Annotated in this window: 17 protein-coding genes; 8 read left to right on the top strand and 9 right to left on the bottom strand. The window is 69.3% G+C overall.

Features of this window, described 5'->3' with window-relative positions; all coding sequences use genetic code 11:
- Positions 1–3: 3 nt before the first annotated feature.
- Positions 4–1,404, bottom strand: a complete 1,401-nt coding sequence (locus ACIA03_RS16215; protein ID WP_396984207.1) for an ethanolamine ammonia-lyase subunit EutB — start codon at positions 1,402–1,404, stop codon at positions 4–6.
- Between the two features lie 139 nt (positions 1,405–1,543).
- Between ACIA03_RS16215 and ACIA03_RS16210 the strand changes: the two genes are divergently transcribed.
- A complete protein-coding gene (locus ACIA03_RS16210; RefSeq protein ID WP_396984205.1) occupies positions 1,544–3,340 on the top strand; it encodes a BCCT family transporter in 1,797 nt (598 codons plus the stop codon).
- A 56-nt stretch (positions 3,341–3,396) separates the two neighbouring features.
- On the opposite strand, the gene ACIA03_RS16205 is transcribed toward ACIA03_RS16210, so the two are convergent.
- From ACIA03_RS16205 to ACIA03_RS16190, 4 genes are read right to left on the bottom strand one after another with little or no spacing between them, the layout of a single operon-like run.
- Complete coding sequence (locus tag ACIA03_RS16205) at positions 3,397–4,059, bottom strand: nitroreductase family protein (RefSeq protein ID WP_396984203.1); 663 nt, start codon at positions 4,057–4,059, stop codon at positions 3,397–3,399.
- Positions 4,060–4,077: 18 nt separating this feature from the next.
- Entirely contained in the window at positions 4,078–4,839 is a 762-nt protein-coding gene (locus tag ACIA03_RS16200; RefSeq protein WP_396984201.1) for a sulfite exporter TauE/SafE family protein, read from the bottom strand.
- Complete coding sequence (locus tag ACIA03_RS16195) at positions 4,840–5,919, bottom strand: SPFH domain-containing protein (protein WP_396984199.1); 1,080 nt, start codon at positions 5,917–5,919, stop codon at positions 4,840–4,842.
- A 48-nt stretch (positions 5,920–5,967) separates the two neighbouring features.
- The gene (locus tag ACIA03_RS16190; RefSeq protein ID WP_396984197.1) at positions 5,968–6,429 is read right to left on the bottom strand and encodes an NfeD family protein; all 462 of its coding nucleotides are present in this window, start codon (positions 6,427–6,429) and stop codon (positions 5,968–5,970) included.
- A 168-nt stretch (positions 6,430–6,597) separates the two neighbouring features.
- Between ACIA03_RS16190 and ACIA03_RS16185 the strand changes: the two genes are divergently transcribed.
- The 3 genes from ACIA03_RS16185 to ACIA03_RS16175 are packed head-to-tail and all read left to right on the top strand — an operon-like array spanning position 6,598 to position 8,344.
- The gene (locus ACIA03_RS16185; protein ID WP_396984195.1) at positions 6,598–7,311 is read left to right on the top strand and encodes a hypothetical protein; all 714 of its coding nucleotides are present in this window, start codon (positions 6,598–6,600) and stop codon (positions 7,309–7,311) included.
- 11 nt (positions 7,312–7,322) lie between these two features.
- Positions 7,323–7,907: an HNH endonuclease gene (locus ACIA03_RS16180; protein WP_396984193.1), complete on the top strand. Its 585-nt coding sequence runs from the start codon at positions 7,323–7,325 to the stop codon at positions 7,905–7,907.
- Positions 7,907–8,344 carry an SMI1/KNR4 family protein gene (locus tag ACIA03_RS16175; protein WP_396984190.1) on the top strand — a complete coding sequence of 146 codons (438 nt, stop codon included), beginning with the start codon at positions 7,907–7,909 and terminating at the stop codon, positions 8,342–8,344. The genes ACIA03_RS16180 and ACIA03_RS16175 overlap by 1 nt, the downstream gene beginning before the upstream one ends.
- Before the next feature lie 7 nt (positions 8,345–8,351).
- On the opposite strand, the gene ACIA03_RS16170 is transcribed toward ACIA03_RS16175, so the two are convergent.
- The gene (locus ACIA03_RS16170) at positions 8,352–9,149 is read right to left on the bottom strand and encodes an ABC transporter ATP-binding protein (RefSeq protein WP_396984188.1); all 798 of its coding nucleotides are present in this window, start codon (positions 9,147–9,149) and stop codon (positions 8,352–8,354) included.
- A gap of 133 nt (positions 9,150–9,282) precedes the next feature.
- On the opposite strand from ACIA03_RS16170, the gene ACIA03_RS16165 reads away from it, so the two are divergent.
- Complete coding sequence (locus tag ACIA03_RS16165; RefSeq protein ID WP_396984186.1) at positions 9,283–10,065, top strand: hypothetical protein; 783 nt, start codon at positions 9,283–9,285, stop codon at positions 10,063–10,065.
- A 34-nt stretch (positions 10,066–10,099) separates the two neighbouring features.
- Positions 10,100–11,344 carry a phosphoserine phosphatase SerB gene (gene serB, locus ACIA03_RS16160; RefSeq protein ID WP_396984184.1) on the top strand — a complete coding sequence of 415 codons (1,245 nt, stop codon included), beginning with the start codon at positions 10,100–10,102 and terminating at the stop codon, positions 11,342–11,344.
- 303 nt (positions 11,345–11,647) lie between these two features.
- Here serB and ACIA03_RS16155 read toward each other — a convergent pair whose 3' ends face one another.
- Genes ACIA03_RS16155 through fabG form a run of 3 tightly spaced genes read right to left on the bottom strand, consistent with a single transcriptional unit; the run spans position 11,648 to position 13,688 of the window.
- Positions 11,648–12,154, bottom strand: coding sequence for a SixA phosphatase family protein (locus ACIA03_RS16155; protein WP_396984182.1), 507 nt, complete (start codon positions 12,152–12,154; stop codon positions 11,648–11,650).
- Positions 12,155–12,171: 17 nt separating this feature from the next.
- A complete protein-coding gene (gene fabI, locus ACIA03_RS16150) occupies positions 12,172–12,945 on the bottom strand; it encodes an enoyl-ACP reductase FabI (protein WP_396984180.1) in 774 nt (257 codons plus the stop codon).
- 2 nt (positions 12,946–12,947) lie between these two features.
- On the bottom strand, positions 12,948–13,688 hold the full coding sequence (fabG, locus tag ACIA03_RS16145; protein WP_396984178.1) for a 3-oxoacyl-ACP reductase FabG: 741 nt from the start codon (positions 13,686–13,688) through the stop codon (positions 12,948–12,950).
- 140 nt (positions 13,689–13,828) lie between these two features.
- Here fabG and ACIA03_RS16140 point away from each other — a divergent pair, with 140 nt between their 5' ends.
- Together ACIA03_RS16140 and ACIA03_RS16135 are read left to right on the top strand one after the other, a co-directional pair.
- Positions 13,829–14,155 (top strand): DUF3099 domain-containing protein, encoded by a 327-nt coding sequence (locus ACIA03_RS16140; protein WP_396984176.1) that lies wholly within the window; start codon positions 13,829–13,831, stop codon positions 14,153–14,155.
- Positions 14,155–14,358 (top strand): acetone carboxylase, encoded by a 204-nt coding sequence (locus ACIA03_RS16135; protein WP_396984174.1) that lies wholly within the window; start codon positions 14,155–14,157, stop codon positions 14,356–14,358. The genes ACIA03_RS16140 and ACIA03_RS16135 overlap by 1 nt, the downstream gene beginning before the upstream one ends.
- The last annotated feature ends 5 nt before the right edge of the window (positions 14,359–14,363 follow it).

Raw genomic sequence — 14,363 nt, 5'->3', positions numbered from 1 at the left:
CGCTCACCGGGCCAGCTCCTTCAGCACCGTGGTGGCCGGGTCGATGTCGCGTACGGAACCGTCCGGATCGAGCAGGCCGACGGCGCTCAGCCACTCCTCGAACTCCGGCGCCGGGCGTTTGCCGAGGACCTGGCGGGCGTAGAGGGCGTCGTGGAAGGAGGTCGACTGGTAGCCGAGCATCACGTCGTCGGCGCCCGGGATGGCCATCACGTACGTGCAACCGGCGACGCCGAGGAGGGTGAGCAGGTTGTCCATGTCGTCGGAGTCGGCCTCGGCGTGGTTGGTGTAGCAGACGTCGACGCCCATCGGCACGCCCAGCAGCTTGCCGCAGAAGTGGTCCTCGAGCCCGGCGCGGATGATCTGCTTGCCGTCGAAGAGGTACTCGGGACCGATGAAGCCGACCACCGTGTTGACCAGGAACGGCCGGAAGGCCCGGGCCACGCCGTACGCCCGCGCCTCCAGGGTCTGCTGGTCGACCGGCCGCCCGCCGGCGCCGAGGTGGGCGTCGGCGGAGAGGGCCGACCCCTGGCCGGTCTCGAAGTACATCACCTCGTCGCCGACCGTGCCGCGCCCCAGCGACCGGGCCGCCTCGTCGGCCTCCGCCAGCATCGCCAACGTCACCCCGAACCCCTCGTTGGCGCCCTGGGTGCCGCCGATCGACTGGAACGGCAGGTCGACCGGCAGCCCCGCCTCGATCAGGTCGATCGTCGTGGTCACGTGCGTCAGGACGCAGCTCTGCGTGGGGATCTCGTAGCGGAGACGTACGTCATCGAGCAGACGCAGCAGGTCGGCGACCGTGCGTGGGTTGTCGGAGGCCGGGTTGATGCCGATCAGCGCATCGCCGGAGCCGAGGAGCAGTCCGTCCAGCACCGAGGCCGCGACGGCGGCCGGGTCGTCGGTCGGATGGTTGGGCTGCAGCCTGGTCGCCAGCCGTCCCCGCAGGCCCATCGTCGTGCGGAAGCCGGTCACCACCTCGGTGGCCGCGGCCACCGCGATCAGGTCCTGGTTGCGCATGATCTTGGAGACGGCCGCAGCCATCTCAGGAGTCACTCCCGGCGCGACCGCGCTCAACGCTGCGGTGTCGCGGCGCGCGGCGGCGTCGAGCAGCCACTCCCGGAAGGCCCCCACGGTCAGGCCGCTGACCCGGGCGAACGCGTCCTCGTCATGGGTCTCCAGGATCAGCCGGGTGACGTCGTCGGACTCGGCCGGAACCACCTGCTCCTCGAGGAAGGCGCTCAGCGGCAGGTCGGCCAGCACCATCCGAGCCGCGAACCGCTCGGTGTCGGACCGTGCGGCGCACCCGGCGAGGACGTCGCCGGAGCGCAGCGGCGTCGCCCGCGCCAGCACCTCCACCAGACCGTCGAACTCGAAGCCGTGCCCGTGGAGACTCTGCCGGTAGCGCATGGGATCAACGGTAGGGCCGCAATATTTCCACCGTGTGAGGCTCAGACGTCGCAGGCCATGGCGGACCCCGGTGAACAGAAGGCAAATACGGTGCGCGTTAGGGTGCTGTGGTCCCGAAACCAACCGGAAGGACAACAGTGTGACTTCTGAGAAGAAGACAGACAGTCCGACAAATTCCGACCATCACAACTCCGCGGCCCTCATCAGATCGCCCACGGGCGAGGTTGTTCCCCACCCCGCGCTGGACCTGCCGATCTCGAGCGAACAGGACCAACGCAAGGGAATCGACTGGGTCGTCTTCGGCATCGCGGCGGCCATCGCCATCGCGTTCATGGCGTGGGGATTCATCAACACCGACGGCATGGGGAAGGTCGCCGGTGACGCCCTCGCCTGGGTGCTGGACAAGGCCGGCTGGTTCTTCGTCCTCACCGCCAGCGGCTTTGTCATCTACATCATCTGGCTGGCCGTCAGCAAGTACGGCAACATCCCCTTGGGTCGTGACGACGAGAAGCCGGAGTTCAACACGGCCTCCTGGATCGCGATGATGTTCAGCGCCGGTATGGGCATCGGCCTGATGTTCTACGGCGTCAGCGAGCCCATCTCGCACTTCGTCACCCCGCCACCGGGCACCGGCGAGGCCGGCAACCCGGAGGCCATCCAGCACGCGATGGCGACCACGATGTTCCACTGGACACTGCACCCGTGGGCCATCTACGCGGTCGTGGGCCTGGCGATCGGTTACGGCGCCTACCGCAAGGGCCGCGTCAGCCTGATCTCCTCGGCGTTCACCCCGCTGCTCGGCAAGAGGACCGTCGAAGGTCCCGCGGGCAAGGCGATCGACATCTTCGCGATCTTCGCGACGCTGTTCGGTTCGGCGACCTCGCTGGGCACCGGTGCTCTCCAGATCAAGAGCGGCCTGGAGATCTTCCCCGGAATCGGCAACATCGGCAACGGTCTGATCATCGGGATCATCTCCGTCCTGACGGCCTGCTTCGTGATCTCCGCCGTCTCCGGTGTCGCCAAGGGCATCCAGTGGCTCTCCAACATCAACATGGTGCTGGCCTTCCTGCTGGCGATCTTCCTGTTCGTGGTCGGACCGACGGTCTTCATCCTCGACCTGATCCCGACCTCGCTCGGCACCTACATCGGCGACCTCGCCCAGATGTCGGCCCGCACCGGCGTCGGCGGCGAGGAGACCTCGGCGTGGCTCGGTTCCTGGACCGTCTTCTACTGGGCCTGGTGGATCTCCTGGACGCCGTTCGTCGGCATGTTCATCGCGCGGATCTCGCGCGGGCGCACCATCCGGCAGTTCGTCGCCGGCGTGCTCCTGGTCCCGAGCGCCGTCAGCGTGATCTGGTTCTGCATCATGGGCGGCACCGCCATCGATCTGCAGCGCGACGGCACCGTCGACATCGCCGGTCTCGGTGGCGCCGAGTCGCAGCTGTTCACCACGCTCGACCAGTTCCCGCTGGCAACGGTCATGAGCGTCTTGGTGATGGCCCTGGTGGCGATCTTCTTCGTCTCCGGAGCCGACGCTGCCTCGATCGTGATGGGCACCCTCTCCGAGCGAGGTTCCGAGGAGCCGACCCGTCCCACGGTCATCTTCTGGGGTATCGCGACCGGTGTCGTGGCCATCCTCGGTCTGGTCGCCGCCGGCGGTGGCGACGGCGCACTCACCGGTCTGCAGAACATCACCATCGTCGCGGCGCTACCGTTCACGGTGATCATGGTCGGTCTGGTGGTCTCGCTGCAGAAGGACCTGCAGAGCGACCCGCTGATCGTGCGTGGCCAGTACGCCGCGGAGGCGGTCGAGCAGGCCGTCATCACCGGCGTCACCGAGCACGGTGACGACTTCGCCATCGCGGTCGTCGAGGACGGCCACAGCAACGGCACCGGGCCGGTCTCCGTCCCGGCCTCGGCGGAGAAGGCCGAGTAGAACGAGTAGAAACACTCTGACGCCGATGGCGGGGTCCTCCGGGACCCCGCCATCAGTCATGCCAGGGGCGTCCCGGCGTACGTCTCCAGGGTGACGAACTCCTCGACCGGCTGCCTGCGCAGCTTGGTGAGCTGCTTGACGGGCCTGCCCAAGGGCACGACGGCGGCGACCGCGTGGCCCTCGGGGGCGCCGAGCAGCTCGAGGAGCGCCGGCTCCTCGGCGACCGCCATCGTGGTGATCACGCCACCGAACCCCTCGTTGCGCGCGGCCAGGAGCGTGTTCCACACCAGCGGATAGACCGAGGCGCCGGAGACGACACCGACCCGGTCCAGCTCGGAGTCGATCGAGGCGACGACGCCGAGGTCGACGAGGAAGACGAGCACCACCGCAGCGGTACGCAGCGGCTCGGTCATCCCACGCGGCACCCGAGTCTCGGCGATCTGCTCCTCGGTCACCGCCGTCGGATGCACGGTGTTCCAGGGCATCTCCCCCGCCCGCTGCTGCGCGATGTACCTACGGGCACCCGTCGCGGTCAGCTCGGCCATCCGCTCGCGGGTCTCCTGGCTGCGTACGACCACGACGTGGGTGCCCTGCCGGTTGCCGCCGGAGGGCGCGAACCGGGCGTTGTCGAGGATCCTGGCGAGGACCTCGTCGGGCAGCGGGTCGTCGGTGAAGTCGCGTACGGCGTGGGTGGTCCGCATCGCCTCGTAGAGCTCCATGGCTCCATCCCAGCAGACTCAGCCCAGCAGGAAGGCGACCAGTGCCGTGATGCCGACCACGACGATCACACCGCGGAGCACGTTGGGCGGCAGCCGGCGGCCGATCCTGGCACCCAGGAGACCACCGAGCGCCGCGCCGACGGCGATCAGCGCGGCGATCTGCCAGTCGACGTCGGCCACCACGGCGAAGATGAGCCCGGAGATGCCGTTGGTGATGGCGACCAGGATGTTCTTGAGCCCGTTGAGACGCTGCAGCGACTCGGCGACCCCGATGCCGATGATCGCGATCATCAGCACGCCCTGGGCGGCACCGAAGTAGCCGCCGTAGACGCCGAGCATCGCGACCGCGGGCCAGACCCACCAGCGCTCGCTGCCGTCGTCAGGCAGGTCGCCGTGCCGTCTGGCGACCCACCGGGAGATGCGCGGGCCGGTGATCACCAGGACCACCCCGAGCCCGATCAGCACCGGGACGATCGCCTCGAACGCGCCCGGCGGGAGCACCAGCAGCAGGATCCCGCCGACGGCGCCACCGATCAGCGCCGCGACCCCGAGCCGCAGGATCCGCCCGCGCTGCCCGGCGAGCTCGCGACGGTAGCCCCAGGCGCCGGCGAGCGAGCCCGGGACCAGGCCGATCGTGTTGGACACGTTGGCGACGACCGGAGGTACGCCGAAGGCCAGCAGCGTCGGGAACGTGATCAACGTCCCGGACCCGACGGCTGCGTTGATGGTGCCCGCCCCCACCCCGGCGATCAGGATGAGGACGGACTGGAGAGGATCCATCTACGCCGTAGGCTCTGCCGGCGGCTGGGGCCGGTTGGGGGCCTCTGCCTGCTTGGCCTCGGCGAGCGCCTCCTCGACGGCCGCGGCCGCGGAGGACTGCTCGAGGTCGAGGGTCGGCTCGGCCGATCCCATGTCGACGCGCTTGACCGGGCCCTCGACGTCGTCCGGGATGCCCTTGAGGCTGTTCATCGTCGAGCCGAGGCCCTCGAGGGCCTTGCCGATCTCGCTCGGCACGATCCAGACCTTGTTGGCGTCGCCCTCGGCGATCTTCGGCATCATCTGGAGGTACTGGTAGGCCAGCAGCGACTGGTCCGGGCGGCCGTCGTGGATCGCCTGGAAGACGGTCTGGATGGCCTGGCCCTCACCCTGGGCACGCAGGATCGCGGCCTCCCGGTCGGCCTGCGCCGCGAGGATCTGCGACTCGCGCTGACCCTCGGCGTTGAGTATGGCGGACTGCTTGTTTCCCTCCGCGGAGAGGATCGCGGACTGACGCTGACCCTCCGCGGTGAGGATCGCGGCGCGCTTGTCGCGGTCGGCGCGCATCTGCTTCTCCATCGCGTCCTTGATGGACATGGGCGGGTCGATCGACTTGATCTCGACGCGCTTGACCTTGATCCCCCAGCGGCCGGTGGCCTCGTCGAGGACGATCGAGAGGCCGGAGTTGATCTGCTCGCGGCTGGTCAGCGTCTCCTCGAGGGTCATGCCACCGACGATGTTGCGCAGGGTGGTCATGGTGAGCTGCTCGACGGCCTGGATGTAGTTGGCGATCTCGTAGGTCGCCGCCACCGGGTCGTTGACCTGGAAGTAGATGACCGTGTCGATCGAGACGGTCAGGTTGTCCTCGGTGATCACCGGCTGCGGCGCGAACGCGACGACCTGCTCACGCATGTCGATCATGTAGCGCACCTTGTCGACGAACGGGATCACCGCGTTCAGGCCGGGGTCACGCTTCGACTGGAACTTGCCGAAGCGCTCCACGATGCCGACCCGCGCCTGCGGGATGATCTTGATCGTCTTGGCCAGCGTGGTGATCACCAGCACCGCCAAGATGACCAGAAGGGCCAGGATGATGCCACCCATTGCCAATCAGTCCTTGTCTAGGTTTAGTTGCGTCAGGTTGCCCGGAAACTACGGAGTCCCGAGCTCCGGAAGAGGATGGACGTACGCCGTCGCTCCTCTGATCTCGAGCACCTCGACCGGCGTGCCGGCCGCGATCACGAGCGTCTCGTCGTAGGGCTGAGCGGTCCAGAGCTCGCCCTCGAGCTTGAGCTGCCCAGGCTTGTGGGCGCTGATCTCCACGGGGAGGACGGCCTGGACGCCGATCAGCTTCTGCGCGCCGATCTGGATCTCCGGGCCGTTGTGGAGCCGCCTGGCCAGGCCCGGACGTACGACCGCGAGCATGGAGACCGAGACCACCAGCGCGACGATCGCCTGGATCGCAAAGCTGTCGGTGAACGCGCCGGTCACCGCGCCCGCGAAGGCACCGGTGGCGAGCATCAGCAGGATCAGGTCGAGGCTGAAGAGCTCTCCGACGACGAGCAGCGCTCCCAGTGCCGTCCAGATCGCCCAGTCCCACTCCTGCCAGTCCATGGCGATCACCCTAGCGGGACGACGCACGTCGCGCGGGGATCTTTTCGCACCGGCGTGCGTACCGAAATTCAGTCGCAACCTCGGGCCGACTCCCGGTAGCGTTCCACATCCCCCAGGAACCCTGCTCCTGGGCTTCGATCCGGGCGAATCTTCGGGAGGGTGACACGCATGGGGATGACGATCCCGGCGGAGCTGGACTATGTCCTCGATCTGCTCGGATACGAGTGGCCGAACGTCGACGAGGATGCGGTCCGCGACGCGGCGCAGCTCGTTCGGGACCTCGAGTCCGACGTACGGGACACGCTGGACCGGCTGGAGAGCCGGATGCTCGAGCTCCAGGAGGGAACCAAGTCGAAGTCCGTCAGCGCCCTGATCCAGGCGTACGCGGACAACCGCACCTCCAACCTGGACCAGCTGCTCGACGCGCTGCCCGCGGTCGCGACCGGCATCGACATCCTGGCCGACGCCGTGGTGGCCCTGAAGGTGAAGGTCATCGCCGAGCTGACCATCACGGCCGCGCAGATCGCCGCGGCCGCGGCGACCGCGGTGGTGACCGCAGGCGCCAGCCTCGCCGCCAACGCGGCCATCATCGCCGCACGGAAGAAGGCGCTCGACATCGCCACCGACATCGCCATGGACGAGCTGATCGGGCAGGTCGCGTCGATGGTGATCGAACCTCTCAGCGGCACGATCACCGACCTCGCGACCAGCGCACTGGAGGCGCCGTTGGTGACCAGCGGCGACGACGTCGCCGGGATCGACCTGAGCTTCGACCTGATGGACCAGATCGCGGAGGCCATCGACGACTGCGGCCTGGACCAGCTGGAGATCGGTCACACCTTCGCCGCCCGGCTCTCAGCGCTTCCGCTGTTCTCTTCCTGAGGAGCTCAGACATGAACAACAGACTCAACGACGCCGTCGAAGATGTCCGTGAGACGGCGGTGGACCGGCTGCGCGACGCCCTGGTGCGGCTGGCCGAGCGCAAGCGCAAGGAGGCCGACACCCTCCGCCAGGACGCGAACCAGCGCCGTGACCAGGACACCGACCTGGCCAACAACGTCCCCCAACGCAACGTGGACTCGCGCGGGCGGGTGATCCCCGAAGGCGTCCAGCGCCTGCCCAGCGGCAAGCTGCCCTCGAACTGGCACTACGCCGGCAAGGTCTACGACGGCGACCGCTGGACCGACGACCTGAAGCGGAAGTATCCCAACGGCGTCCGGTTCACCGACGACGGCTATCCCGACTTCTCGCCCTATGCCGAGAAGACCACGACGATCACGCCGCACTTCGACGGAAACCACACGACCGACTTCTCCGCGGCCGACCGGGCCACCGGCACCACGGCCCGCTACCGACGCGAGAACGAGCTCACCTGGCACCATCACCAGGACGGCACTACGTTGCTGCTCGTACCCAGAGAGATCCATGACGCCGTACGCCACGCCGGCGGCGTCGCCATCGCGAAAGGACGCTCCTAGTGACGTCACTGACCTATGAGGAAACCTTCCCCGCCGCCCCGGCGAGCAAGCTGCAGGAGCTCGAGGAGCGGCTGGGTGCCCGGCTTCCCCAGCCGTATCGCGACTATCTGGCCACGCAGGACGGCGGCGCGCTCGAGGGGTACAACAACCACGGCATCGAGATCATCTGCGGCGTCGGGGACGTCCCGAAGTGGTCGAGCCTGTGGCACCTTCTCAACACGCAGAGCGACGTCATCCCCGACGGGTTCATCCCGGTCGGCAGCGACGCCGGCGGCGGTCTGTTCCTGCTGGCCGTCGCGGGTGCCGACCACGGCTCGGTCTGGCACCAGAGCAGCGAGACCGAGGTGGACGCCGCGGGCAACGTCACTCCCGTGTCACGGGAGCGCCTGGCCGACTCCTGGGACGAGTTCCTGTCCTCGATCGAGCCGCTCGACTGAGTCGGCGTCAGCGGGTGTGGCGGGCGCGGCGCTTGGCCCAGTAGCGGCCGTCGCTCGCCTCCAGCTCGAGCGGCATGCCGAAGGTCTTGGAGAGGTTGGCCGCGGTCAGGGTGTCCTCGATGAGCCCCTGGGCGGTGATCCGGCCCGAGCGCATCATCAGGACGTGGCTGAAGCCCGGGGGGATCTCCTCGACGTGGTGGGAGACGAGCACCGTGGCCGGACTGTCGGGGTCGTAGGCGAGCGTCGACAGCGTCGAGACGAGGTCCTCACGACCACCCAGGTCGAGACCGGCGGCCGGCTCGTCGAGGAGCAGCATCTCGGGGTCGACCATCAGCGCCCGGGCGAGCTGGACCCGCTTGCGCTCGCCCTCGGACAGGGTGCCGAACCTCCGCTCGCCGAGGTGCTTGATGCCGACCTCGATCAACAGCTCCTGGGCGCGGTCGTGGTCGAGGTCGTCGTAGTGCTCGCGCCAGCGGCCGACGACGCCGTAGGACGCGCTCACCACGACGTCGCGGACGAGCTCGTGGCGCGGGATCCGGTCGGCGAGCGCGGCGGAGGTGAGGCCGATGCGCGGGCGCAGCTCGAAGACGTCGATGCGGCCGATCTGCTCGCCGAGGATCTTCACGACACCGGAGGTCGGGTGGAGCTGGGCCGCGGCGGTCTGGAGCAGCGTGGTCTTGCCGGCGCCGTTGTGGCCGAGGATGACCCAGCGTTCATCCTCCTCGACCACCCAGCTCACAGAGTCGAGAAGGGCGTTGCCCCCGCGGCGTACGGTGACGTCGGTGAACTCCAGCACGGCTGCCATGGCGGCAAATCTATCGGCAGGGGTCGGTGGGCTCGGGGATAGGGTGGGCGGCCGTGAGCGCTAGCGAACAACCGGCGGGATCCAACACGCCGCCGCCCCCGTACGATCGCGCCTGCGCAACGGGGGTGGCGGCGTGAGTGTCGAGGATTCGGAGCTGGACGCGGGGTGGGACGAGGCCACCCCTGAAGCGTTGCGAATGGCGTGGTGGGTGACGGCATGGCTGCGCGGTGAGGCGGTCACCGACCTGGTGCTCGACGCGGTGATCGGGCCCGACGCGACCCACACCGTCAGCGGGCTGGCCGCGCTCGGCCTCGGTGGCACCGAGGGTGTGGCGGACACCCTGGTGAGCGGGCTGGGGCGGCTGCGTACGGAGGGGGCGACCGCCGTCGGCGTGGCCTTCCCGGCCGAGGGCGACCCGGTCGGGCTGGGCGGGCCGCGGGCGTTCAACGACGCCGCCCTGGAGGCCGGCGAGGCGGTGGTGTGCGACGCCGGGATCGGGCTCGTACCGGTCCGGGTCGGGGCGGTGCTCGAGTGGCAGGCGTACGCCGCTTCTCGGCGTCAGCTGCCCGACGTCGGCGAGGCCGACCGGGCCCTCCGGCTCGCACTGAGCGAGTCCGCGACGGCTCTCGCCGAGCTCGACGTCGCCCGGTGGCGGCCCGAGGTCGCCGACCGGCTGATGAACCTGCGCCACCGGCCGTCGCTGGCGGGAGCACCCGGGGTTCCGGCGCGGTGCGTGGAGCTCGCCTCCCGTGGCGTACAGGCTCGGGAGATCGTCGCGGTGGCGCTGGAGGACGAGGGCGGTTCCGTGTCCGCCTCGGAGATGTCGCTGCGGCGGGAGGCGCTCGTCGGGCTCGACCGCGCGGCGCGGCGAGCGCTGACCGCCGCAGGATCGCCCGAGGTGTGGCCTCCGGACTGAGACGTGGGCGCATGCTCCACTATCCTTTGCAGCGATGACCGAGGAATTCGACGCGCTCGAGCGCCGTCCCGACACCCTGCTGATCACCCTCGCCGGAAACGACCGACCCGGGCTGACCTCGGCCACCCTGGCAACCCTCGCGCTCGCGGGGGTCGACGTGGTCGACCTGGAGCAGATCGTGCTGCGGGCCCGGCTCGTGCTCGGGCTCCTGGTGACCGCGCCGGCCGACGCCGCCAGCACCGACGCGCTCAAGCACGCGATCGAGGAGACCGCCCACGCCCTCGACATGACCGTCGAGATCGAGGAAGGTGTCGGCGACACCCCGCGCGAGCCTGCCGACCGTGCCCGGGTGACGGTGCTCGGGCTGCCGCTGAAGGCGGCCGCGCTCGCCTCCGTGACGCGTACGATCGCCTCGGCCGGCGGCAACATCGACCGGATCATCCGGCTGGCCCGCTACCCGGTCACCGCCTTCGACCTGCACGTATCCGGCGCCTCCCCCGACGAGCTGCGGGTCACGCTCGCGGCCGAGGCCGCCGCCCAGGGCGTCGACATCGCCGTGCAGCCCGCCAACCTCGTCCGCCGCGGCATGCGCCTGATCGTCATGGACGTCGACTCGACGCTGATCGACGGCGAGGTGATCGAGATGATCGCCGCCCACGCGGGCTACGAGAAGGAGGTCGCCTCGGTCACGGAGGCAGCGATGCGCGGCGAGCTCGACTTCGAGGAGTCGCTGCGCGCCCGGGTGAAGTATCTGAAGGGTGTCCCCGCGACCGCTTTGGACGAGGTCTACGCCGGGCTCGTGCTCAATCCGGGCGCTCGGACGATGGTCCGCACCCTGCGTCGTCTCGGCTACCGCTTCGCCATCGTCTCCGGCGGGTTCTCGCAGATCACCGACCGGTTGGCGGCCGACCTCGGCATCCACTACGCCCGCGCCAACGAGCTCGAGATCGTCGACGGGGTGCTGACCGGTGAAGTGGTCGGGGAGGTCGTCGACCGCGCCGGCAAGGCCCGCGCGCTGCGCGAGTTCGCCGCCGAGATCGGCATCCCCGAGGCCGCCACCGTCGCCATCGGCGACGGCGCCAACGACCTCGACATGCTCGCCGCCGCCGGCCTCGGGATCGCCTACAACGCCAAGCCCGCCGTCCGCTCCGCCGCCGGGACCGCCATCAACGTCCCCTACCTCGACACCATCATGTATCTCCTCGGGATCTCCCGCGAGGAGATCGAGGCCGCCGACGCCGAAGCCGGCATCGTCACCCCAGCCCCGCCGCTCCTCTGAGCCCCTGCCGAGGCGTCAGGTACGTCGGGCGAAGCGTCACGCGCGTCGGGCGAGACGTCAGGTACGTCGGGCGAGTTGGCAGCGGTGTGACGCCTCGGCCGACCTGCCTGACGCCTCGACCGTCGCGAGTGACCTCTCGCCAATGACCAGTCTCGAGGTCGGTCTCGGTATCCGCCTAGTCGATCTGCCGAGACGTCACCCGCGTCGGGCGAGTTGGCAGCGGTGTGACGTCTCGAGCAACGCACGTGACGTCTCGGCCGACGCCGCTGACGCCTCGGCCGACGCGGCCGACCTCTCGGCGGGTCAGGCTCGACCGACGTGGAAGGCGGTGACGGAGGCCTCGGCCTCGTCGAGCTCGGACCAGTCGCCGTCGTAGGTGAGTACGGCGACGGCGGCGGTGGGGAAGCCGAGGGCGAGCTCGTTGCCGGCCTCGTCGTCACCCTCGCCGTCGTCGAGGAGCTGCACCAGCGAGAACATGGTGGGGTTGTGGCCGATCACGACGACCGTCGAGAGGCCGTCATCGATGTCGCGGATGAGGTCGAGGGCGGTGGAGGTGCCGGCGGCGTACAGACCTTGGTCGTACTCCGCCAGCGTCAGGTCCCACGACGCCCCGACGGCGACGTCCTCCCAGGTCTGGGTGGTGCGGTCGGCCGCCGAGACCAGCACGTAGTCCGGGACCACGCCCTGCTCGGCCAACCACTCCCCCGCTGCGACCGCGTCGGCGTGGCCGCGCTCGGTCAGCTGGCGCTCGTAGTCGGTGGGTGCCGACGACTCCGCCTTGGCGTGCCGCATGATGACGAGGGTCCGCATGCGGCAACCCTATGGCCTCACGCTCCCAGCGAGTGATAGCCCCCGTCGACATGGATGATCTCGCCGGTGGTCGCCGGGAAGAAGTCCGAGATCAGCGCGCAGACGGCCTTCGCGGTCGGGCCCTGGTCGGTGTTGTCCCAGCCCAGCGGCGCCCGCGTGCCCCAGCCCTCGTCGAGCTCCTCGAAGCCCGGGATCGCCTTGGCGGCGAGGGTCTTGAGTGGCCCCGCGGAGATGAGGTTGCAGCGGATCCCGTCGGGACCGAGGTCGCGGGCGAGGTAGCGCGAGGTCGACTCGAGGGCGGCCTTGGCGACACCCATCCAGTCGTACGCCGGCCAGGCGATCGTCGCGTCGAAGGTCAGCCCCACGATCGACGATCCCTCACCCAGGAGGGGGCGGGTCGCCATCGCGAGCGACTTCAGCGAGTAGGCGCTGACCTGGACCGCCTGGGAGACGTCGTCCCAGGGGCCGTCGAGGAACTTGCCGCCGAGGAGCGTCTCGGGGTTGCCGTACGCGATCGAGTGCACGACCCCGTCGAGCCGCTCGACACCCTCGGCACGGAGCGCGTCGGCGAGCCCGTCGAGGTGCTCCTGGTTGGTGACATCGAGGTCGAGGACCGGCGGCTCCTCGGGGAGCCGCTTCGCGATCCGCTTGGTGATCGACAGTGCGCGCCCGAAGTTGGAGATCAGGACGCGGGCGCCCTGCTCCTGGGCCACCTTGGCCACCGCGAAGCCGATCGAGGAGTCCATCGTGACCCCCGCGACGAGAACAGTCTTGCCGTCCAACAAACCCATGATCAGTGCCCCATTCCAAGTCCGCCGTCGACCGGGATGACGGCCCCGGTCACATAACCCGCATCAGCCAACCACGTCACGGCCGAGGCCACCTCGTCCGGCGTCGCGTAGCGCGCCAGCGGGACCCGGTCCGTGATCGCCTTCTGCTGCTCATCGGTGAGGACCGCGGTCATCTCGGTCTCCACGAACCCCGGCGCGACCACGTTCGCGGTGATCCCCCGAGAGCCGAGCTCGCGGGCGAGCGAACGCGCCATCCCGACCAGCCCGGCCTTCGAGGCCGCGTAGTTGACCTGGCCCGGGTTGCCCATCAGCCCGACGACCGAGGATATGAAGATGATCCGCCCGCGGCGCAGCCGCAGCATCCCCTTCGAGGCACGCTTGGCGAGCCGGAAGGACGCGGTCAGGTTGGTGTCGATCACCGAGGTGAAGTCCTCCTCCGACATCCGGAGCACGAGGGTGTCCTTCGTGATCCCGGCATTGGCGACGAGGACCTCGACGGGTCCGTGGGCGGCCTCGGCGGCGGCGTACGCCTCTTCGACGGCGGCGGGATCGGTGATGTCGCACACCAGATCCAGAGCGCCCTCCGGAGCCCCGCCCTTGCGGGAGGTCACGGCCACCTTGTCACCGTTGGCCACGAAGGCCTCCGCGATCGCCCGGCCGATGCCACGGCTGCCGCCGGTCACGAGCACCGAGCGGGGCGCCCGCGCTGGACTCTGCGTTGTGGGGTTTTCACTGTCAGTCACAGGCGCGACGGTAGCGATTACTTCGGCGTACGGCCAATGCCTTGGATTTGCTTGTAAGAACCATCCAACGTCGCCCGGAGCGCCCCTGTTGGGACCACACCATTGACCGATGCTCATCGCCCACGACCTAGACTTGCGGTATGTCCAAGGCGCAACCGATCAGGATCACGACGGCCGGGCGCAGCCGCGCCGAGGACATCGCGATCCGTCAGAAGCGCTACGCCATCTCGATGTCGATCCGCACGCTCTGCTTCGTCGGTGCCGTGATCGCCGGTCTGGCCGGGATCGGCTGGCTGTGGCCGATCCTGATCGTGGCGGCCCTGATCCTGCCCTACATCGCGGTCGTCATGGCCAACGCCACCAACACCAAGAGCGACGAGATGAACCTGATGGACTCGCCCTACGGGCCGCGCCAGCTCACCAGCGGACGCGAGCAGCAGCTCGGCGAGAAGGGCGAGGAGGACTGATGGGCGCGCTCGACTCCGACCTGTGCTCGGCGAAGGGCTGCCAGGACCCCGGATCGTGGGAGCTGCAGTGGAACAATCCCAAGATCCACACGCCCGACAGGCGTAAGATCTGGCTCGCGTGCGAAGCGCACAAGCAGTCGCTGAGCGACTTCCTGGGCGCACGCGGGTTCCTCAAGGACGTCGTCGCTCATCAGCTGTCCTGACAGAG

Origin of the sequence: Nocardioides sp. NPDC051685, assembly GCF_044453405.1 — a bacterium.
Taxonomy (GTDB): Bacteria; Actinomycetota; Actinomycetes; order Propionibacteriales; family Nocardioidaceae; genus Nocardioides.
The sequence above is the reverse complement of the archived record's forward strand: the minus strand, read 5'-3'. Positions and strand labels throughout refer to the sequence as shown.